General features: G+C 38.8%; 15 protein-coding genes. 4 read left to right on the top strand and 11 right to left on the bottom strand.

Annotated elements, in window-relative coordinates; translation table 11 throughout:
- The first annotated feature begins 121 nt into the window (after positions 1-121).
- Together ACE1CC_RS07155 and ACE1CC_RS07150 are read left to right on the top strand one after the other, a co-directional pair.
- A complete protein-coding gene (locus tag ACE1CC_RS07155) occupies positions 122-4,102 on the top strand; it encodes a filamentous hemagglutinin N-terminal domain-containing protein (RefSeq protein ID WP_413269779.1) in 3,981 nt (1,326 codons plus the stop codon).
- A gap of 12 nt (positions 4,103-4,114) precedes the next feature.
- On the top strand, positions 4,115-6,748 hold the full coding sequence (locus ACE1CC_RS07150) for a CHAT domain-containing protein (RefSeq protein ID WP_413269778.1): 2,634 nt from the start codon (positions 4,115-4,117) through the stop codon (positions 6,746-6,748).
- Here ACE1CC_RS07150 and ACE1CC_RS07145 read toward each other — a convergent pair.
- The 7 genes from ACE1CC_RS07145 to ACE1CC_RS07115 all read right to left on the bottom strand — a co-directional run bounded on the left by ACE1CC_RS07145 (position 6,723) and on the right by ACE1CC_RS07115 (position 14,750).
- The gene (locus tag ACE1CC_RS07145) at positions 6,723-7,520 is read right to left on the bottom strand and encodes a DUF928 domain-containing protein (RefSeq protein ID WP_413269777.1); all 798 of its coding nucleotides are present in this window, start codon (positions 7,518-7,520) and stop codon (positions 6,723-6,725) included. The genes ACE1CC_RS07150 and ACE1CC_RS07145 overlap by 26 nt on opposite strands.
- A gap of 30 nt (positions 7,521-7,550) precedes the next feature.
- Complete coding sequence (locus tag ACE1CC_RS07140) at positions 7,551-8,336, bottom strand: SGNH/GDSL hydrolase family protein (protein ID WP_413269776.1); 786 nt, start codon at positions 8,334-8,336, stop codon at positions 7,551-7,553.
- Positions 8,337-8,379: 43 nt separating this feature from the next.
- Complete coding sequence (locus tag ACE1CC_RS07135; protein WP_413269775.1) at positions 8,380-9,123, bottom strand: class I SAM-dependent methyltransferase; 744 nt, start codon at positions 9,121-9,123, stop codon at positions 8,380-8,382.
- Between the two features lie 2 nt (positions 9,124-9,125).
- Positions 9,126-9,917 carry an exodeoxyribonuclease III gene (gene xth, locus ACE1CC_RS07130; protein WP_413269774.1) on the bottom strand — a complete coding sequence of 264 codons (792 nt, stop codon included), beginning with the start codon at positions 9,915-9,917 and terminating at the stop codon, positions 9,126-9,128.
- Between the two features lie 238 nt (positions 9,918-10,155).
- Positions 10,156-11,859, bottom strand: a complete 1,704-nt coding sequence (locus tag ACE1CC_RS07125) for an acetolactate synthase large subunit (protein WP_459563814.1) — start codon at positions 11,857-11,859, stop codon at positions 10,156-10,158.
- Between the two features lie 89 nt (positions 11,860-11,948).
- Positions 11,949-13,316 (bottom strand): NAD-dependent succinate-semialdehyde dehydrogenase, encoded by a 1,368-nt coding sequence (locus ACE1CC_RS07120; RefSeq protein WP_413269772.1) that lies wholly within the window; start codon positions 13,314-13,316, stop codon positions 11,949-11,951.
- A gap of 387 nt (positions 13,317-13,703) precedes the next feature.
- A complete protein-coding gene (locus ACE1CC_RS07115; protein ID WP_413269771.1) occupies positions 13,704-14,750 on the bottom strand; it encodes a zinc-dependent dehydrogenase in 1,047 nt (348 codons plus the stop codon).
- Positions 14,751-15,993: 1,243 nt separating this feature from the next.
- Here ACE1CC_RS07115 and hetR point away from each other — a divergent pair.
- A complete protein-coding gene (hetR, locus tag ACE1CC_RS07110) occupies positions 15,994-16,893 on the top strand; it encodes a heterocyst differentiation master regulator HetR (protein ID WP_413269770.1) in 900 nt (299 codons plus the stop codon).
- Between the two features lie 189 nt (positions 16,894-17,082).
- Here the strand turns inward: hetR and ACE1CC_RS07105 are convergent, their stop codons facing one another.
- Entirely contained in the window at positions 17,083-17,403 is a 321-nt protein-coding gene (locus tag ACE1CC_RS07105; protein WP_413269769.1) for a type II toxin-antitoxin system RelE/ParE family toxin, read from the bottom strand.
- Positions 17,400-17,666 (bottom strand): hypothetical protein, encoded by a 267-nt coding sequence (locus ACE1CC_RS07100; RefSeq protein WP_413269768.1) that lies wholly within the window; start codon positions 17,664-17,666, stop codon positions 17,400-17,402. Before ACE1CC_RS07100 ends, ACE1CC_RS07105 begins: the two co-directional genes overlap by 4 nt.
- Before the next feature lie 26 nt (positions 17,667-17,692).
- Between ACE1CC_RS07100 and ACE1CC_RS07095 the strand changes: the two genes are divergently transcribed.
- Positions 17,693-17,818, top strand: coding sequence for a hypothetical protein (locus ACE1CC_RS07095; protein ID WP_413269767.1), 126 nt, complete (start codon positions 17,693-17,695; stop codon positions 17,816-17,818).
- Between the two features lie 161 nt (positions 17,819-17,979).
- On the opposite strand, the gene ACE1CC_RS07090 is transcribed toward ACE1CC_RS07095, so the two are convergent.
- Together ACE1CC_RS07090 and ACE1CC_RS07085 are read right to left on the bottom strand one after the other, a co-directional pair.
- Positions 17,980-19,230 (bottom strand): protein kinase domain-containing protein, encoded by a 1,251-nt coding sequence (locus tag ACE1CC_RS07090; protein ID WP_413269766.1) that lies wholly within the window; start codon positions 19,228-19,230, stop codon positions 17,980-17,982.
- The gene (locus ACE1CC_RS07085; RefSeq protein WP_413269765.1) at positions 19,208-20,584 is read right to left on the bottom strand and encodes a hypothetical protein; all 1,377 of its coding nucleotides are present in this window, start codon (positions 20,582-20,584) and stop codon (positions 19,208-19,210) included. Before ACE1CC_RS07085 ends, ACE1CC_RS07090 begins: the two co-directional genes overlap by 23 nt.
- Positions 20,585-20,589: the final 5 nt, after the last annotated feature.

The raw sequence follows: 20,589 nt of genomic DNA, 5'->3' as shown, positions 1-20,589 counted from the left end.
ACTTTCTGTCGATAGATAAAGTTACAGAAAGTTACAGGAAGTTCAGAAAAAAGTATAAAAATTTGATAGAAAACCACTCTTTATGATATAAAGAAAAATATTAAATTTATGAAATAAATCTATGAACAACTACCTTCTTGTAATTAGGATTTTTAGTAGCAATACATTACTTTATCTGATAACTTCAATGCCAACAATGGCACAAGTTATTCCAGATGCCACTTTGCCGAATAATTCTTTAGTTATCCAACAGGGTAATACCAGCATAATTGAAGGAGGAACGAGGGCGGGTGGCAATTTATTCCATAGTTTTAGCGAATTTTCTGTGCCCACTGGTGGGAAAGTGTTTTTTAACAATGCTGTGGATGTGCAAAATATTTTGAGTCGAGTTACAGGGGGTACAATTTCTAATATTGATGGGTTGATTCGGGCTAATGGTGTTGCTAATTTATTTTTACTTAATCCGAATGGAATTATTTTTTGCCCTCATGCTAGTTTAAATATTGGTGGTTCGTTTATAGCTTCTACTGCGAGTGGTTTAAGGTTTGCAGATGGCAGTTTTTGGAGTGCTAAAAACCCGCAATCTTCACCTTTACTAACTGTTAGTGTGCCGATAGGTTTACAATTTGGAACTAATGCGGGAAGTATTGTTAATCGATCGCAAACGCCAAGAAATGATGCTTTAATTTTTCCTGGGTTGTCGGTACAACCGGGCAAAACTTTAGCGTTAGTGGGAAATGGGATAACGTTGGAAGATGGAGGTTTGACGGTACTAAATGGGCGCGTTGAGTTGGGTAGCGTTGGTGACTCAAGTTTGGTTGGTTTAAATGCGATCGACCAAGGTTTTGCTTTAAGTTATGAAAATGTGCAAAACTTTCAAGATATCCAATTATTATCGCCAAGTTTAAATTCTTCGGTATTTGGCGAAAATATCCAGTTACAAGGTAGACAAATTATACTTAAAAATAGTCCTGACTCTCTCGATTCTTCACAGATTCGCTATCAAAAATATTTAACTTTAAATGCTTCAGAATCAGTGGAAATTAGCGGCAAAAGTATTGTTGGTTCTGCTAATGTTGATGAGCAAGTTGTGGGAAGTTTGACGATCGCAACCGGAAGCCTAATTATTCGTGATGGAGCAACTGTATCTGCTAGTTTAGGCGGCACTTTAACCGTAAATGCTTCCAATTTTGTTGAAGTAAACGGTTTAGGTGAAGACAATAATTTTAGCAGATTATCAACTAATACTTCTGGTGAGATTATTGGGGGAAATTTAACGATTACAACTAGACAATTAACTGTAAAAAACGGAGGAAAAGTTCTTACTTCTACTTTTGGTAGGACAGATGCAGGAAATATAATTATTAAGGCAACTGACTCTGTAAAAGTGAGTGAAGGAGGCGGGATTTTTGCTTTAACTGAACCCGAATCTACAGGGAATGGAGGGAATTTAACAATTGAAACTCGGCGTTTAGAAGGAACTGCGATCGCCACCCAAAGCTACGGACAAGGTTTTGCCGGAAAATTGACTATCAATACTGTAGAACCTTTGCCAGAGGTAATAGAAACAGGAATTATTCCCGATCGCACTCTCCCGATCGACTCCACCGTAAAAGCAGGTTTCAATGCCACCTTAATTGAGGGAGGAACACAAGTAGGAAATAACCTATTTCACAGCTTTGAACAGTTTTCCTTATCCAGAGATAACACCGCTTATTTTAACAACAATTTAGATATTCAAAACATTTTCACTAGAGTAACAGGTAATTCAATTTCTAACATTGATGGTGCGATTCAAACCAATGGAACCGCTAATTTATTTCTACTCAATCCCAACGGAATTATCTTTGGGAAAAATGCCTCGCTGAATATTGGCGGTTCATTTTTGGCAACTACAGCAACCAAGTTTTTATTTGCTGATGGTAAAGAGTTTAGTGCAACTGCTACTCAAACCACGCCTTCCCTATCAATTAGCATCCCAACAGGTTTACAATTTAGTAACAATCCAGGGGAAATTATCCATCAATCTACAGGAGAAGTAGTTAATCAGTTAACTGGTATTCGTAACAATGGTTTCCGCGTGCGAATCGAGGAAAGTTTAGCATTAATCGGCGGTAACGTCACATTAGATGGCGGTAATTTAAAAGCTATAAATGGCAGGATTGAATTGGGAGGAGTAGCAGAATCAGCAACAGTTGGTTTAAGTTTCGATGATAATAATCTGCGCTTAAATTTTCCTAATGTAGCTTTAGCAAATGTATTTCTGAATCAAGCAAAAATTAGAGTTGATAACAACTTAAGTAGTAAGGAAACTGGCGTTATTCGAGTTACGGGTAAGCAAATTGAACTTTCTGATTCAGCGATCGAATTTTCCACAGATAAACCAGGAGAATTTATTATTATTAATGCCTCTGAATCTGTAAATATTGTCGATAAATCTAGAATTGCAGTTATCCTTGGTGGTAGTTCGGATGGTAAAACAGGAGATTTAATTATTAATGCTTTAGAGTCAGTGCAATTAAAAGAAAGCACTCTAGGTGACAATCGTAACAGTGGAGGAAACATCCGTATCCAAACAGGAAAGCTGACTCTTATAGGAGGAGATGAACCCACTGCTATATCAACTTTGAATATAGATCGGCAAGGGGGAAATATCCAAATTGATGCTTCAAAATCTGTGGAATTAATTGGTTCAACTAAAATCTCTTCTCAAACGATCGCTAATAATCCTTCAACATTTCCCACTGAAGCACAAGGCGGAAATATCACTATTAACACTGGTAAATTGTTGATTCAAGCATTAGATAAATTTGCAATAATCACAACAACAGCTTCATCTACAGGCGATCCTTCTGTTCCCGGTAAAGCGGGTAATTTAACAATCAATGCTTCACAAGAAGTAGTATTAGAAGGTCAATCTAAATTATTAACTTCTACTAGCACCAAAGGATCGGCTGGAAATTTAACAATCCAAACTAGAAATTTGCTAGTCAAAAACGGAGGACAAATAATAGCTGAAACTAAAAGCGATGGTGCGGGAGGAAATTTAACTATAAAAGCAAATTCTATAGAAATTAAGGGAAAATCATCTGAAGATTTAACTCCTAGTGAATTGGGTGCATCTAGCGGATTTAGGTTGCCCAATAACTCAAAAATTATTAGGAAAGGAACTGCTGGAAACATCAATATTGAAACTGGACGATTGATTGTCAGGGATGGAGGTAGAATAACTGTAAGTAGTTTTAGTCAGGGAAAAGCAGGTTCAATTAATGTTAAAGCTAATTCAGTTCTTTTAGATAATCAAGCAAACTTAAAAGCTGATACTTCAGGAGGCGGAGGTGAAATTAATTTGAATTCTACAACTTTAATATTGCGCCGAGGTAGCAACATTACTACTAATGCTACCGGAATTGAAATACCCGGTGGTAACATTAATATTAATTCCGGTGTATTAATCGGTTTAGAAAATAGTGATATTACTGCTAATGCTGAGGATGCAAAAGGAGGTAAAATTCAAATTGAAACTCTAGGTATTTTTGGTACAGAAACTCGCACTAGAGAGCAATTACAGCAACTTTTAGGTTCAGATACCGTTTTAGATCCCAGCCGACTTGCTTCTAGCGATATTACTGCTTTTTCCCAACGCGAAGGGCCAAATTTACAGGGTACGATCGCCATTAACACCCCTGATATCGATCCCAATTCTGGATTAGTTGAATTACCCGAAACTTTGATCGATCCGAGTCTTTTAGTAGACAAAAGTTGTACTCCTCAACAAGCACAAAGTACATTTATAGTTACTGGGCGTGGTGGTTTACCAACTCCCCCAAATGAAGCCCTTAATGCTGATAGTATTTGGGAAGATTGGCGGATTACATCCGATAGTCAAATTCCCAGAGAATTAAATTCAAATACTAGTAAAAATTTAGAAAGTACCAATCAAAAACTAGAAACAATTGTCGAAGCCCAAGGATGGTACAAAGATGTTAAAGGGAATATAGTTTTGACAGCACAAACTACTTCTGTAACGCCTCAAGGCAGTTGGTTGAAGTCTCCCAATTGCCCAGCAACAACTAAAGATTACTCTTCTAAATTGCCATAGGAAAAGTGAAATATGAAACGGTTTTTACGATTAGTTATTTTGGCAGTTTTCGGATTAATTTTGAGCCTAAGTATTCATCATGGTTTTCCTGCAAAAGCTCAACTAACTGTGGCTAAGAATTCAACTTTAACCTTGGTGCAAGCTGGCAAAAATCATTATGATGCAGGGCAATTTTCGGAAGCAGTACGCAACTTACAACAAGCTGCCCAAATTTATGAACGGAATGGGGATAAAATCAAACAAGCACAAACTTTAAGCTGGCTGGCTTTAAGTTATCAAAAATTAGGAGATTGGCAATCCGCTACCAATGCGATCGAGAAAAGTCTTGCATTATTAAACTCAACAAGCGACAAAAACGAACAAGTTCAGGCTCAAGTTTTGAATGCTCAAGGACGTTTGTTATTAGCTACAGGAAAAGCTGAAAGTGCTTTAGAAACTTGGCAGAAATCGACGGTTTTATATGCCAAAGTTGGTGATGAAATGGGGGTACTGGGTAGCCAAATTAATCAAGCGGAAGCGATGCAAGCTTTGGGATTGCATAGACGTGCAGAAAAACTGTTTGCGGAAATTGAAAAAACCCTAAAAGCACAACCCGATTCTTTTCTGAAAGCGACTGGTTTACGTAATTTGGGAAAGGTGCTACGATTGGGAGGATCTCTTGATGAATCTCAGAGAATTTTGGGTTTAAGTTTGGCGATCGCCCAAAACCTACCTAACTCCACTCAAGCCCAAAGCGAAACCTTACTCAGTTTAGCAAATACTGAACGAACTTTAGCCAAAAGAGCCGAAAATTTAAAAGATATTGAAACTGCTCAAAAATATATTCAAGCTGCGTTAGAGAAGTATGAAAAAGTTGGTGCGATCGCAACTTTACCTCTCACCCAAATCCAAGCAAAACTTAATCAACTAAGTTTACTGATCGAAACCAATCAAACATCTAATCTGCAACCATTATTATCTCAAATTTTCTCTCAAATTAACAGCTTACCTCCTAGCCGAGAATCAATTTATGCTGCTGTCAACTTAGCAGAAAACTGGTTAAAAATAAAAAATGAATTTGCAACTTTAGTCAACTCCCAATCTATTGAAACAATCTTAGAAACTGCCGAAAAACAATCCGATAAATTATCAGACAAAAAAGCTCAATCCTACGTTTTGGGAACCTTGGGTAAACTATCCGAAAAAGAGCAAAATTGGGCAAAAGCCAAAAACTTTACTCAAACAGCATTACTACTCGCCCAACAGATTAACGCTCCAGATATTACTTATCAATGGCAATGGCAACTAGGGCGTTTATTTCAAAGTAGCTTTAACCAAAATGCTCCAAATAAAGAAGCGATTTCTTACTATACAGAAGCCTTTAACACCTTAAACAATTTACGCAGCGACTTAGTTTCTCTCAATCCCGAAATTCAGTTCTCTTTCCGAGAAAACATTGAACCAGTTTATCGAGAATTAGCCAGTTTACTTTTACTTTCTCCCAATCCAAGTATTGATAATCTAATTAAATCTCGCAATGTAATGGAAGCGCTTCAATTAGCCGAAATTAACAACTTCTTTCGAGATGCTTGTGCTACAGCAGAACCAGTAAATATTGATGAATTAGATCGACAAGCGGCAATTATTTATCCAATTATTCTCAAAGAAAGGTTAGAAATTATTGTTAAATTGCCCGGAAGAGACAACTTACGGCACTACAGCACAAATATATCTGAAATTCAAGTGGATAATGCAGTGGAACAACTGCTCACTTCTCTAACTAAACGCAGTACCAGCTTGAGTAAAATTAAAAAAGATTCCCAACAAATTTATGATTGGTTAGTTAAACCTTTGGTAACTGACTTAGAAAATACTGCTAATCAAAAATCAATCAAAACTTTAGTATTTGTCTTAGATGGCTCATTAAGAAATATTCCCCCTGCTGTTCTTTTTGATGGTGAACAATATTTAATCGAAAAATATGCTGTAGCTGTTACTCCTGGGTTACAATTAATTAATCCCAGACCTTTATCTAGAACAAATCTCAAAGCAATTATTGCCGGAGCTTCTAATGCCCCTAGTTTTCAGGCAGAAGGACTTAGCCCCATAGATAACGTAACTATAGAATTAGCTACAATCAGAGAACAAATCAGGGAAAGTGAGAAGTTAGAAAATCAAAATTTCCAACAAGAAAAAATTGAGAGTGTAATTAATTCTGCTCCCTTTAACTTAGTACATATTGCCACTCACGGCAAATTTAGTTCCAATCCAGAAGATACTTTTCTTTTAGATTGGAACAAGCGGATTAAAGTTAAAGATTTCGATAATTTACTGCGACTAAAAAAGTCAAATGAACCAAATTCTCTTGATTTGCTTATTCTCAGCGCTTGTGAAACAGCCGCAGGTGATAAACGAGCGGCTTTAGGATTAGCGGGAATTGCAATTAGAGCCGGAGCAAGTAGTACTTTAGCCACATTATGGCAGGTTAATGATGCTTCTACAGCTGAATTTATGGCTTTGTTTTACCAACAATTAAATAACCCACAAATTAGCAAAGCTTCGGCTTTGCGAAATAGCCAAATTGCTTTTTTAACCAAGTACTCTGATACAGATTACGATCGCCCTTATCATTGGGCGGCTTTTACTCTTGTCGGGAATTGGTTGTAACATTGCCAGCGATCGGTTCTTTTGCCAAACTTTGTAAACCGATATTGCGATCGCTTAACAACTCAACCCAAATTCTCTCAATTTCAGCATTTTGGGATTGATTTAATCGCAGTTGAGCTAATTCAGTTAAAGCATCATACCAGACACTATTTTGTGCATAAGCCGCAATTTTTTCTAAAGGATTTTGTGCAGATTTTAAGGCATTTTCCAGATTGCTAGAAGGTGAAATCCGTCGCACTACTCCAGTCACAGAAGCAGGAGCAGATCTAGCGGTTCTTTGGGTGTTAGGACAATTAATTTCAAAGTACCAGCGGTAAGTTTTTCCCACTTCCAGAGGTTTTACTGCTGGTGGCAGAGTGACGCTCACAATTCCTGGGGTAGCTGTTAATTGAAAGCGAGTTCGATATACATCTTCATCCCCATCCTGCAAGGAAAACTCCCCGCTAGGTGCTTCTTCTGAAGTATAGGGTATATAAACCCAAAAAGTAGGGCGTTCTTTAGTAGTTAACTCCAAATTGTTAGCACCTACTAAAGCCGTTAGTGGAGGACTGTTTTGTTTGTATAAACAATTTCCCCGACTACCAGTTCCTTGATTAGTTCGCGGAGTTCCCCTATCTGGCGGATCTGGATTTGCTAAGATAAAACGAATTCTTATTTTGTCAGCATTATTTGTACTTACTTGTTCCGTTTGGGCAAGGGATGGCGGTTGGCTAATTGCTGTACTTATTAGTACACAGCTAATCAAAAATACTTGCTTCAATTCGCTATACATAGGCTAGTTTTAAAGTAGCGATCTATACTGTTAAAATGATATGCCCAGATCCCCGACTTCTTCAAGAAGTCGGGGATCTAGATCAAGTGCTTGTTCTATTGCAGATTCAGCCAGTGGAGCCATAATTTCATATCCTTTAGTGTTAGGATGTAAGCCATCATCTGCTAGATTTGCCCTTAGCATTCCCTGTCGATCGAGCATTTGGCTGTAATAATCGAGGTAAATGTGATTGTGTTCTAGACAGTAGCGTTGTAGCCAATCATTGAGGGCGCGAATTTTAGTGGGTAGATGTGTTTGCGATCGCGCGATCGAACTATAGTCATTAATCGGTAAAACTGAAGCAAAAATAACTTGAATTTGGTTAGTTTGCGCGAGTTCTGCTATTGAAGCATAATTATCCTCAATCATCGCCAATGTCACCAAACCTGTGTTACCTGCGATATCATTTATTCCGGCTAAAATCACCACCACTTTTGGTTTAAGCGCAATCACATCGGGGCGAAAACGAATTAACATTTGCTGCGTAGTTTGCCCAGCAATCCCCCGATTAATGTAAGGTTTGTCAGGGAAATATTTGGCTAAATCCCAAAATTCAGTAATCGAATCTCCAAAAAAAACTATCCGATTTTCATTCATCTTCGGAGGCGGAAGTAATGCGTTTGCTTGATGATAAAAGCCCAGTTCAGCCCAATCAGTTAATCGATGGTTTAGTTTCTCAAGTTTTCGTATTGGCAGCCGAGACAAAGCAGGAGAAATCCAGTTGAACAAAATCCATTCTTTGATGACAACAGTTGCAATACGAAAAGCGCGTTTCATAGATTCAAGTATTTTCCTCTGTTTGGTTCAATGTATCATTAAATTATATAGACAATTGAGTTGCTTTCATTCCTCCAAACAAAGCTATCTCCAAAACTTTAAAGTAACAATCAACATTGATAAACCCGATTTCTTTCAACCAATCACACTGAACTTCTAAAGGCGCTAATATGTTCGCTACTTTATCAGGTCTGTGGTAAAATTCTTGAGCAATTTCTTCTCGGCTTTTCCCTGATTGATTACGTTGATGGAACTCATACAACGAGTCAATAAAAACTTCAGAGAAAGCGGTTTCTATCCATTGACTAGGAGATAGGATATGTTCTAAATTCAAGAATAAACCGCCTGGTTTTAGTAAACTAAAAATCTCTTGGTAAATCTCCTTTTTTCGTTCATCAGTTTGGTGATGAATCGCAAAACCGGAAACAATTAAATCAAATTCACCTTGATTTTTTACCGCCTTTACCCAATCTTTAACGCCAAAATCTTGAGAAATAAACTCAGCATTTTGATTATTTCCCAGTTTGCTTTTAGCTGCTGCTAACATTGTTTCGGAAAAATCCAAAAATACCCCTTTAGCCGTTGGGTATTTAGCCAAAATTGCTCTCCCTAAAACGCCATCGCCGCAGCCTAAATCTAAAAAAGTTTCGACTTTTGGCAAAGCTAAGTTTATAATTTTCAGTATCAAATTAATTTGCTCTGCTGCCAGGGGAATACCTCCGCGTACTCCTTCGAGAAAAGTTTGAGCTAATTCGGCATTTTGCCAAGCGGTATCTGTTCTAGTCATAGCTATTCCAGGGTAACAATTACGGGAGTATGATCGCTGGGTTGAGTTAATTTTCTTGGTTCGATATCAATTGTGCAATTGGTGGCGCGATCGCACAAACTAGGAGTAAGATAAATATGGTCAATTCGCCAGCCCCAATTACGCTTAAAACCACCTGTTCGATAATCCCACCAACTATAATGTCCACCTTCGGAAGTAAATTTCCGAAACACATCAATTAATCCTAATTCTAATACAGTTTGTAGCGATTGACGCTCTACATCTGTCGCCATTATCTTAGTTTCTCTACCTTTGGGATTATGAATATCTACATCTTCCAAAGCAACATTAAAATCACCACAAACACAAAGATTATTAGGCGTTTTCTGTAACAAATTTTGTAAGTATTCTCGCAATACAATCAGCCATTTTAGCTTATATTCGTACTTCTCGCTACCCACTGCGGAACCATTGGGAACATAGAGATTAACAACACGAATATCACCAATTATACCAGTAATTACTCGCTTTTGTTCGTCAAAATTTCCCACCATATTTTCCCCTAAAATTGGCGCAAAACCTTTGCTAACTTCTTGTAAAGGTTGACGACTAATTAATGCTACACCATTGTATGATTTTTGCCCAAAAATATAAGCTTGATAACCTAAGCTTTCAAAAGCTGCTATAGGAAATAAATCATCTACAACTTTGGTTTCTTGCAAGCATAAAACATCAACTGGATTTGCTTGTAACCAATTAGTTACTTGTTCTAAGCGAGTGCGAACTGAGTTAACATTCCAAGTAGCAATTTTCATTATTAGTCATTGGTCATTGATCATTAGTCATTGCTTAATAATAGCCCAAAAGCACCTATAATAAATCTGGTCTGTTGTAAACACTTCAGTGTTTCACTCCAGAAAAAACCGACTGAAGTGTTTACAACAAACCTCAGAGTTCGTTGTAAACACTTCAGTGTTTCTCTTCCAAATCAGCAGTTTTTCAGGTGCATGATTAGTAAGATTTTAATCCTAATCACACACCCAACACTACGAATTAAATGACACAGTTCAAAGCGCCTGCTTTTTGGGTAAAGCGGAGATTTTCCCGATAGTCAACTGGACAATCAATTACTACGGGGACATCCTGTTCTAAAGCAGTTTTGAGAGTTGGAATAAAATCAGCAGTTGATTCAATTCTGTACCCTTTTAATCCCATGCTTTCAGCGAATTTGACAAAATCAGGATTGCCAAATTTAATGAATGCCGATCGACCTAATTGATTTTGCTGTTTCCACTCAATTAAACCGTAACCACCATCATTAAAAATGATAGTTACAAAAGGAGTACCAACGCGCAAAGCAGTTTCTAATTCTTGACAATTCATCATGAAACCGCCATCGCCTGTGACAGCAACAATTTTCTTGTCAGGATACACTAATTTTGCCGCGATCGCACCCGGAATCGCAATCCCCATTGCCGCAAAACCATTAGAAATGATACAAGTATTAGGGCGATCGCAATGATAATGTCTTGCCATCCACATTTTATGTGCGCCGACATCCGAAATTACAATATCTTCTTCACCCATTACTTGCCGCAAATCATAAATCAATTTTTGCGGTTTAATCGGAAAACCATCATCATTAGCATAACGTTCGTAATCTGCGCGAATGTCATCTCTTAATTGCAAAGTGTATGGATCTGGTTTACCAGTGCGATCGGCCCGTTGTAAAATTTCATCCAGCGAATCAGAAATATCCCCAACTACTTCCACTTCGGGAATATAACTGCTATCAATTTCCGCATGAGTAGCATTAATGTGAACGATCGGAATTTTGCCATCAGGATTCCACTTTTTCGGAGAATACTCAATTAAATCGTAACCAATGGCAATTACCAAATCAGCATGATCGAAACCACAACTGATGTAATCTCGCTGTTGCAAACCTACCGCCCACAATGCTAAAGGATGAGTATAGGGAATCACACCTTTACCCATAAAAGTATTAGCAACCGGGATATTTAATCGGGTGGCAAACTCAGTTACAGCAGCACTAGCGCGATCGCGAATTGCCCCATTTCCCACCAAAATCAAAGGATTTTTCGCTTGAGAAATTACTTCTGATGCGTGTTTAATACTGCGGAAAGAAGCAAAAGTTTTCTCCAAATCTCCTTTACTTAAAGGTTCCCCTGTCACCTCCATTGCCGCAATATTTTCCGGCACATCAATATGCACTGCACCAGGCTTTTCTGATTGCGCTAATTTAAAAGCTTTCCGGACAACTTCCGGGGCAATACTAGGGCGAACAATTTGGGCATTCCATTTAGTTACGGGCGAAAACATTGCCACTAAATCTAAAAATTGGTGCGATTCTTTGTGCATCCGATCAGTCCCCACTTGTCCCGTAATTGCTACTAGCGGGGCACGGTCTAGATTAGCATCAGCCACACCTGTCATTAAATTAGTTGCACCAGGGCCTAAAGTCGAAAGACAAACTCCAGCGTGTCCTGTCAAACGTCCATAAACATCAGCCATAAAAGCGGCACCTTGTTCGTGACGGACGGTGATAAATTGGATACTGGAATTTCTGATTGCCTCTAAAACATGGAGGTTTTCTTCTCCTGGTAAACCAAAGATATATTTAACACCTTCATTTTCCAAACATTTAACCAATAAATCGGCGGTATTCATTCTGGTTTTTGACTCCTTGGTTGATAGTAATTGGTAATTAGACTGATAGTTTAGATCTGGCAGCAAGAGGCAGAGCCTCTATTTTTCGTTCCCCGATTAAACCCGGGAACGAGATTGCTGGAGGTTCTACCTCTTAATGCTGCAAGATGTGAGTTTTATTTGACCCAAACGGTTTTAACGTTGACAAATTCATGAATGCCTTGGATGCCTAGTTCTCTGCCGTAGCCGGAACGCTTGATACCCCCAAAAGGTAGACGCGGGTCAGATTTCACTAAGCCATTGATGAATACGGCACCTGCTTCAATTTCTGAAATCAGGCGATCGCGTTCTTCTTCTACTGTAGTCCAAGCACTAGCCCCTAGTCCAAAGGGTATGTCATTTGCTTTTCTAATAGCTTCGTCAATATCTTTGACTCGGAATAATAGTGCCACCGGGCCAAAAAATTCCTCTTTGTCTGCTGGCGATCCGGGAGACAATTCGCTCAAAATAGTGGGAGGAAAGTAATTCCCTGGTCGATCGCTAAAAGAATGCCCACCTGTTAAAACTTTTCCGCCAAATTGGACACATTTTTCCACTAAATCATCCAATTCTTGCACAATTGACGGAGTTGCCAAAGGGCCAACGTCTGTATCTGGTAACATCGGATCGCCTACTTTTAAAGCTTGGAATTTCTCTACCATTAACTTTTCAAACTTATCGGCGACTGCTTCCGCGACAATAAACCGTTTCGCCGCAATACAAGATTGACCATTGTTAATCATTCTCGCTGTAACTGCGGTAGTCGCTGCTGCTTCAATATCCGCACTTTCCAAAACAATAAACGGATCGCTTCCTCCCAATTCCAAAACCGTTTTTTTGATATCTTTCGCAGCTGCCGCTGCTAAACTAATTCCTGCCCCTTCACTTCCGGTTAAAGTTGCCGCTTTGACTCTTTCATCTGCTACAATTGGGGCAACTTTATCTGCACCTATTAATAAGGTTTGAAACACCCCATCAGGAAAACCCGCAGCTTGAATTATTTCCTCAATTGCTAAAGCTGATTGCGGTACATTAGAAGCGTGTTTTAAAATTCCCACATTTCCCGCCATTAACGCAGGTGCAGCAAAGCGGAACACTTGCCAAAAGGGAAAGTTCCAAGGCATTACTGCCAAAATAACTCCCAATGGTTGATAACGGACAAAGCTTTTACTAGCATCGGTGGTTACAGGAACATCTGCCAAAAACTGAGCCGCATTTTCCCCATAATAACGACATACCGAAGCGCATTTTTCGACTTCTGCGATCGCTGCTTTTAACGGTTTCCCCATTTCTAAGGTGAGAATTTTACCAAACCGTTCGCGATCGCGCTCTAAAATTTCCCCCGCTTTAATTAGCCATTGCGCCCTTTGACTCATCGACGTTTGACGGTAACTCTCAAATGCCTGTTGCGCCTGTGCCAGCTTAGATTCAATCTCCGCATCCGTTAGCGCCTCAAAGGACTTGACTAATTCTCCTGTTGCTGGGTTAATAGTGGCGATACCCATTTTATTCTCCAGTTCTGCAATCATACCTTGGGGTAGCACTTTAGTTTTTTACATACTTAAATTGCTACTCCAGCCTTCCTTTAATCTTAGATTTATTTTTCAGTTAAAATCAGCAATTAAAAGTTTAAATCTTGCAGTTTTGCATTATCTTTATATATTGTTTCACTATACTTACTAGCGGAATTTACTAAATTTTCACGATTATAAATATATCGTTTTTTAACTTAGTAAATCTTCATAAATCTAAGGATATTTTTAAGATTAGAGACTGGGGACTGGGTAAGTGTTGAGTTTTGAGTTGAATCAAGTTGTAGGGTGCGTCAGACTCTAGATCCGATCGACAATATCAGGTGTGAGAGTTCTGACGCACCCTACGAATAGTTATGCTTAGGGATAGATAAGAATCTTGTAAGTCTCTGGAGTTGGGGAAACGGCTTTAGCTACGGCTTGGGGTAACTCTTGGAGAGGATAGCGATCGCTCACCAACGCATCCACATCAATTCGCCGATTAAATACAATGTCAGTAGCCAGAGATTGCAATCTAAAAGACGAACTGTAGCTACCCATCAAATCAATTTCCCGACGATACAAGATATTCGGGTTAATCGGAATTTCTAACTCATCGGGAAACTCAGCAAAAAACAGGATCTTTCCACCTTTGCGAGTACAATCTAACGCTTGGAAGAAAGCCTTATCGCTGGGAACGGCTAATAAAGTAGTATTAACTCCCAAACCATTAGTTAAAGCTTGAATTTTCTGGGGTAAATCTCGATCGCGAGCATCAAAAGCCGCCTCTGCACCCACAGCTAAAGCTTTTTCAATCCGGGAGGGTAACAGGTCAGTGGCGATCGCTCTCCCCCCAAAATATTTTACCAACATAATAAACATTAACCCGATCGGCCCTGCACCAGTAATCAGCACCGTCTCACCCGGTTTAACTTGCGCCTTTTTCACCGCCTTTAAACAGCAGTTAGTTGGTTCCACAAAACTCGCTTGCTCAAAACTTACATCATCAGGAATCGGAATTAACCCACCACTGCGAACAATATGTCCCGGAACCTTCACATATTCCGCAAAACCCCCACCACTAGGCGCAAAACCCGCCGTTGTAGTGATGTTTTTGTAAACCTCACACATCGAGAAATTTTCGTTTAAGCAATACTCGCAACGCATACAAGGGATATGGTGCATCACCACCACCCGTTGTCCCACTTGCCAGTCTGTTACCGCCTCTCCCACCGCAGAAATTACTCCCGCAGTCTCATGTCCAAAAATGCGCGGTGGTTGATAAAGCGGATAAAGAATCTTTTTAATATCCGATTGACACAAACCCACTACCCGCACCTGCACCAATACCTCATCCGCTGCTAATGTCGGTACTGGCACTTCTTCGTAGCTTAGTTGATTGACCCCTCTAAAGACCTGTGCTTTCATCCTTAGTTATTTGTCGCTAATAAGTTTCCATGTCATTTGTGCTTTGTTGTCGGTTATTTGTCAATCTCGGCTCATGAAAAGACATCTCCAGAAATTAAAGGTGCATTACCAACAAACCTTGTAGAGACGTTGCATGCAACGTCTCTACAAGGTTTGTTGGAGATGTCTAAAGGTAACAGGTCAGTAATTTCACTGATTAAACAATAGTTATCAAAATTTGTCAACCGCGAATTCACTAGTTTATATAGTTAATCCTTGAGCATTTAGATCAAAAGCTACAGGATTCTACTAAATGCGAGCGGCAAATTTGCCTGTTGATTTTGAGCCAAAAATCTTCCCATACCTGAAAAATCGTCGGATTTGCTATTCCCAGATGAAAGGCGATCGCTAGTTAATTTTCTTTCTTAAACTACTTAAACAAATTTTCCTGATGGCTCCTTCAAGTCCCTGAAAGAAGGAATAGAAATGCAGGAGATTCAAAAATTTATATGGGACATCTCAAATTTACTGTTAACTCTTTACTTTTGGTTTTCCTTACAATTACTTGCCAAAGTTTCAACCTTCAATCACAAGCTATTACTAGGGAAAATTCAGAGGAATCTGTTAATTTAGAATCCATTATCTCATACCCTTGGGCTAAGACTAAGGACGATCACCGAGGTAGTGGACGCAGAGGTTAGAGAAACAGAATATTTGTCACCCGAAACCTTGCTAATAATCTAGGCTTTCACCGCTGAGCTATTCTGCTAATTCGGCTTTTGTTTCTCTAAAGACAAATAAGCCAATTATCTTACCATTATCATACAACGGTAAGTGAACAATAGGCTAGGTAAACTTCCTATTTCCTTACCAACCCATGCCAAGATAATCTTAGCGTGGGTTTTTGACTTTTTTTTATTTTTTAGCCAGTATAAGTGGTATTTATGGCTGCCGATCGGCTAAATTTTGATAAGCAGGGTGGCTCGGAAACTTAACTTAAAACTGTCTACAGCAGAAATTATGGGTGCAATCATAGTAATCATTCCATTGGTGATGGATTATAGCGTAAGCTAACAGCTTCTGGCATAAAGCTGAAAAAAGCTAGTGCCAGAAGGCTCTAAGGAAAGAAAGCTTGTACAAAGCTTTTCTGTGGGTTTTTAACTGTATAGTTATTTCTGCCTGGTTGCGCTAGATATCCTCAGCAGTGGCTTGATCCTCGAAAAACTTGAAATTTTGAATTTATGCGATACAATCTCTTCTACTTATGAGTAACGACCTAGATCTGATCAAACGCCTCAGTCCCAGTGCAATGGATCAGATCATGCTTTATCTGGCATTTAGTGCCATGAGAACAAGCGGACACCGACACGGAGCGTTTCTGGATGCAGCAGCCACAGCTGCCAAATGCGCCATTTACATGACATATTTGGAGCAGGGTCAGAACCTCCGCATGACTGGTCATTTGCACCATATTGAGCCAAAGCGGGTAAAGGCGATCGTTGAAGAAGTCAGACAAGCGCTCACAGAGGGCAAACTGTTAAAAATGTTGGGTTCTCAGGAACCACGTTATTTGATTCAGTTTCCTTATGTCTGGCTAGAACATTATCCTTGGATGCCGGGACGATCGCGCATTTCCGGTACCAGTCTCACGTCAGAGGAGAAACGGCAGATTGAGGAAAAATTACCTCCCCTGCTGCCAGATGCTCAACTGATTAACTCGTTTCAATTTATGGAGTTAATTGAATTTCTCCACAACCGTTCTCAGGAAGTTTTGCCAAAAGATAAACGAGTTCCTTTGAGCGAAGCTTTGGCAGAACACATCAAACGCCGTTTAATTTATGCGGGCACAGTTACGAGAATTGATTGTCCTTGGGGGTTGCCTTTTTACGCCCTCACCCGTTCTTCCTACTCGCCTTCGGACGATGAGGAACGTACTTTTATCATGGTGGAGGACACGGCGCGATATTTCCGGTTAATGAAGGGGTGGCAAGAACGACAGCCAAATGTGATGCGCGTTTTGGAAGAATTGGACATTCCACCCGATCGCTTTGACAGAGCAATGGAAGAATTAGATGAAGTGATCCGCGAATGGGCCGATCGACATCATCAAGAAGGCGGTCAACAAATGGTTTTACAAATGGTATTTGGCCCTAAAGATGATTAATTAGGGCTGGGATACTAAAGTGTTGGGTGCAATCTACATTGCGATATTTAAAAAATTAGACTAGGAAAAATCATCACATTAGTAATATAGAAATGGATAAGTTTGTGAGTGGAAAAAGATGTTGGGTTTATTTGTTTCAAGTTAATTTATAAAGAAGGGCGATCGCTTTTTATTGACTATTTGATGCGATTACTCTGGCGGCTCAGTACCTAGAGGGGCTTGACGGCGGTGACGAATGTGTAATATTGCGATCGTATCGCCCTCCACCACAAACAGAATTCGATAGGTTCTTCCTTTACCAACCCATAGTTGTCGAATTTCCCGACCAATGATGGCAGCTTCGGGTGCAACTGAGCAACGGTAAGGAAACTGTTGCAGAGATGCGATCGCATCTTGGAGGTCATAGTACCACTGGTTTGCCGCATCAGCACTGAGATAATCGCACATCCAACGGTAGGCGGTTTCAATTTCTGCAAAGGCGGGTGGTTGGATGATGACTAGATAACTCATGGACGGGGAGGAATGTTGAACTGCTGTTGTAGCGCTGTCATGGCTTGCTCGGCTGGGATGCCTTCACCTCGATCGAAGCTTTCGAGTCCTTTGCGGATGCCGATGATCGCTTCCAGGTAGTCAATTCGCTCTAGCAGTTGTTCGTAGATATTGAGTTGGGGGTGGGTGGAGGATTTGAGCGATCGCACCAAGGAAAGAAGATCGGTGAGCAGTTCATCAGGGGTGCTATCGATTTCTTGGAGGAGTAGTTCTTTGATGGTCATCACGGCATCTGGGGAGGATTGATATTTTGAGTATAACGAGTATCGATCGGACTACTCGAAGGAGTTACTTTGGCATGACTCGATCGCTCATCCGAAAAAACAAACTGCGATCGATCTTTTTTTTGGTAATGCGATCGCGCGGCGTGCCGTAGGCGATCGCGATGAAGTCAGAAACCGGGTTTCTTAATCAAATCTCTGGAAAAGATAAAATTTATGGCAGAAACCCGGTTTCTTGTTGAGTCATATTGAGTATTTAGTATTAATTATAACATGACATATTATTGCAGTGTTCCATTACAATAATATACCGTCACTAATTAAACCAATTTACAAACCTATTCCAAATAGATGATACAGATTTGAAAACTTTATTCCAAATCTGATCAAATTTATCCCAAATGCTGTCATCTGGTTGCTTAGAAGGTTCCCCAAATTTACCCCACTCATCGGCTGGTTTATTTACATCAAATTTATCCCAAACAGACGAACCAACATCAAACTTATCCCAATTATTTGAAATATTCACATTGACTGAACTAGAGTTGCTCGATGTATTTATTGCCAAGATATCCCAAGCTGGATTATTCAAATCGATAGAAATTGGTGGTGGTGGGGACAAGTTTGGAATCTTAATAGGAGGAAAATCCCAACTTACTTTTGAGCCTGTGTAAGCGGTTACTAAATTTTCCAGTGGTTGTAATGTTTCAATATCTGATTTTCGACAAAATTTCTCTAGCTCTCTTGTAAAATACTGAATCTCCGGGGAAAGATTTTTCAGTTTTGTAAATATTTGAGACGCATCCGGTTTCTTCAAATCATTGTCAGAAAAAAGTAGCCTCTCTTCTTGTTCTATCTGTTGCCAATAACTGGGATTTTCTGATATAACAAGTAATGATAAATAAATAATAAGTTCGGAAAAATAATCAGACTTAGGACTAAGTTTAGCCAGCTTGTTTCTCCCTGGATGCTGATATCCTGGCAATCCTTTAATATTGTCTCTTTCATTGCTTAATCGAGGAACATACAAACTATCATAGTCAATTAAGCATATCTTCCCATTTTCACGCATCATAATATTACCATGTTGTAAGTCTCCATGAGAAATATTATTTTGATGCAGTATCTTTACCATTTCCAAGAATTGATCGGCAAAATCACGAATATAAGCCGGGTTGGTGATATTATTAGCTACAAATCTCTTAAAGCTAATACCGTCTACCCATTCCATTCTGATAATCGGAAATTTTTCACCATTTACTAAAATCCCTTTTTCATTATAGGAAAACTCGACAAAATAAGAAATTTTAATGGTTTGAAGATAGCGATCAATTTCTTGATAACGATTTTTCAGATCACCTAAATCCTCAACCCAACATTTAAGAGCATACTTTTTTGTATTTGTCTGAATTTCATAAACAATAGCTTTTCCACCATTATATGAACGTAAAAAATTCTGATTGCTGGTTTGCTTCACAGGCGTTCCTTTGTTTATGATGCTGTCAAATACAAACTTATCAAGATTTCTAACGGCTGTATTATATTCATTTCGGAGCGGATACTTCATTTTTTATATACCCCACAAATTTGAATTTACTCCAATTTGGCAGCCCATCAAATTTTATTTTTTTAAATTTTGATTGTTCTTTTAGTTGCCCAAAAACATTCTGTTCAGATTGGCAAGGGAATACTCTAAGATTTTTGTTAGACAGTATTTCCATTTCACCATCGGCACAATCAGCACATTCTTTATTGACGAGGAGTTCCGTAAAAGCATACAGATCTATTTCAACTTTAATCCATCCGCCTTGTTGTTCTATGATTTTTACTTCAAATGAATTAGATAACGAATCTACCAGAACCTCTGACAACTCAGAATTTTTGTAGATAATACTTCCTTTTGGAAGTGGAAGAAGCTGAATAGTCTGAGATTTAATTTTTTCTGGTTGTTCTAAAGTGTTATTATTAATGATTATTTTATCTACAAGTACAAAAGCCAAAAGAATTACAGCTAAAATACCCAAAGCAAAGCGCTGATGTTTCAACCTTCTATTTTCTTTGTTTAATTGTTCAACACTCTTTTTTGTTTTTGGTTCTTCCGATAAATTTTCTCCATTACTTTCTCGTTTTACCTTAGTGTATCCTAATGCTAAACTCATATCACTTAATTTTAATATTATCAAAGTAACATCATCATTTTTCATTCTTATATGTTCAGCATTTCTGACCTCTGCTACAAAATTCTCAAACTGTTCTTGTGAGGAAATTTTGAGTAAAGTATTAAAAATATTTTTTTCTTGTTCTCTACACTGAAAGATGTATTCAGATAGGGCATCTGTTGCCAGAATAAAGTAAAAACAATCCTGAGATTTTTTAGAATCTAAAGGGATGTCAAAAAAACTAGGCACATATTGATTGTCCTTGGAGTAACTAGCAAAATAGGCTGGTCTATCATTAAAATCTTTTGAACTCTTTAGCGGATATGTTTGTTTTAGTTCATTCCCTTTTAGAATAAACAAGCAACTGTCACCAACAATAGATACTTTTACTTGATTGTCAAGAAATTGTAAGCCTATAAATGTAGATGTTGCCGCTTCCCGAAAATTTAAGCGATTTTTGTTAGTTACCCAGACTGGTCTTTTTTCAGTTTCAGCTTTTGTTACTCGTTGTTGTACCTCTTGCAGCCATTCATCTTGAATAGGGGCAAGCCATGTCTGCCAATTTTGTTCATTTATTTGAGGATTTTGGCAGAAATTGTTTACAAGCAGTTCAGCCCATATATTTGGATAAAATGATTGACTGGCACCATCAGCAATTGCAAAACAATTTTCTGCTTCGTTAATTTCAAAACAATCTTGACAATCGGTAATATTTTCATTTTTTTTAGGTGTCCTACCCCTAAAAATAGGAATGATTGGCATAGTGT

Source organism: Floridaenema aerugineum BLCC-F46 (genome assembly GCF_041929345.1).
Lineage (GTDB): Bacteria > Cyanobacteriota > Cyanobacteriia > Cyanobacteriales > Aerosakkonemataceae > Floridanema > Floridanema aerugineum.
This window is presented reverse-complemented; position numbering and strand designations above follow the sequence as displayed.

Excerpts from the sequence above, each read along its gene's own strand:
- ACE1CC_RS07085 (WP_413269765.1), bottom strand. The coding sequence starts at position 20,584 with ATGCCAATCATTCCTATTTTTAGGGGTAGGACACCTAAAAAAAATGAA.
- ACE1CC_RS07150 (WP_413269778.1), top strand. The coding sequence starts at position 4,115 with ATGAAACGGTTTTTACGATTAGTTATTTTGGCAGTTTTCGGATTAATT.
- ACE1CC_RS07155 (WP_413269779.1), top strand. The coding sequence starts at position 122 with ATGAACAACTACCTTCTTGTAATTAGGATTTTTAGTAGCAATACATTA.
- hetR (WP_413269770.1), top strand. The coding sequence starts at position 15,994 with ATGAGTAACGACCTAGATCTGATCAAACGCCTCAGTCCCAGTGCAATG.
- ACE1CC_RS07115 (WP_413269771.1), bottom strand. The coding sequence starts at position 14,750 with ATGAAAGCACAGGTCTTTAGAGGGGTCAATCAACTAAGCTACGAAGAA.
- ACE1CC_RS07140 (WP_413269776.1), bottom strand. The coding sequence starts at position 8,336 with ATGAAACGCGCTTTTCGTATTGCAACTGTTGTCATCAAAGAATGGATT.
- ACE1CC_RS07145 (WP_413269777.1), bottom strand. The coding sequence starts at position 7,520 with ATGTATAGCGAATTGAAGCAAGTATTTTTGATTAGCTGTGTACTAATA.
- ACE1CC_RS07105 (WP_413269769.1), bottom strand. The coding sequence starts at position 17,403 with ATGAGTTATCTAGTCATCATCCAACCACCCGCCTTTGCAGAAATTGAA.
- ACE1CC_RS07090 (WP_413269766.1), bottom strand. The coding sequence starts at position 19,230 with ATGAAGTATCCGCTCCGAAATGAATATAATACAGCCGTTAGAAATCTT.
- ACE1CC_RS07100 (WP_413269768.1), bottom strand. The coding sequence starts at position 17,666 with ATGACCATCAAAGAACTACTCCTCCAAGAAATCGATAGCACCCCTGAT.
- ACE1CC_RS07120 (WP_413269772.1), bottom strand. The coding sequence starts at position 13,316 with ATGGGTATCGCCACTATTAACCCAGCAACAGGAGAATTAGTCAAGTCC.
- xth (WP_413269774.1), bottom strand. The coding sequence starts at position 9,917 with ATGAAAATTGCTACTTGGAATGTTAACTCAGTTCGCACTCGCTTAGAA.
- ACE1CC_RS07135 (WP_413269775.1), bottom strand. The coding sequence starts at position 9,123 with ATGACTAGAACAGATACCGCTTGGCAAAATGCCGAATTAGCTCAAACT.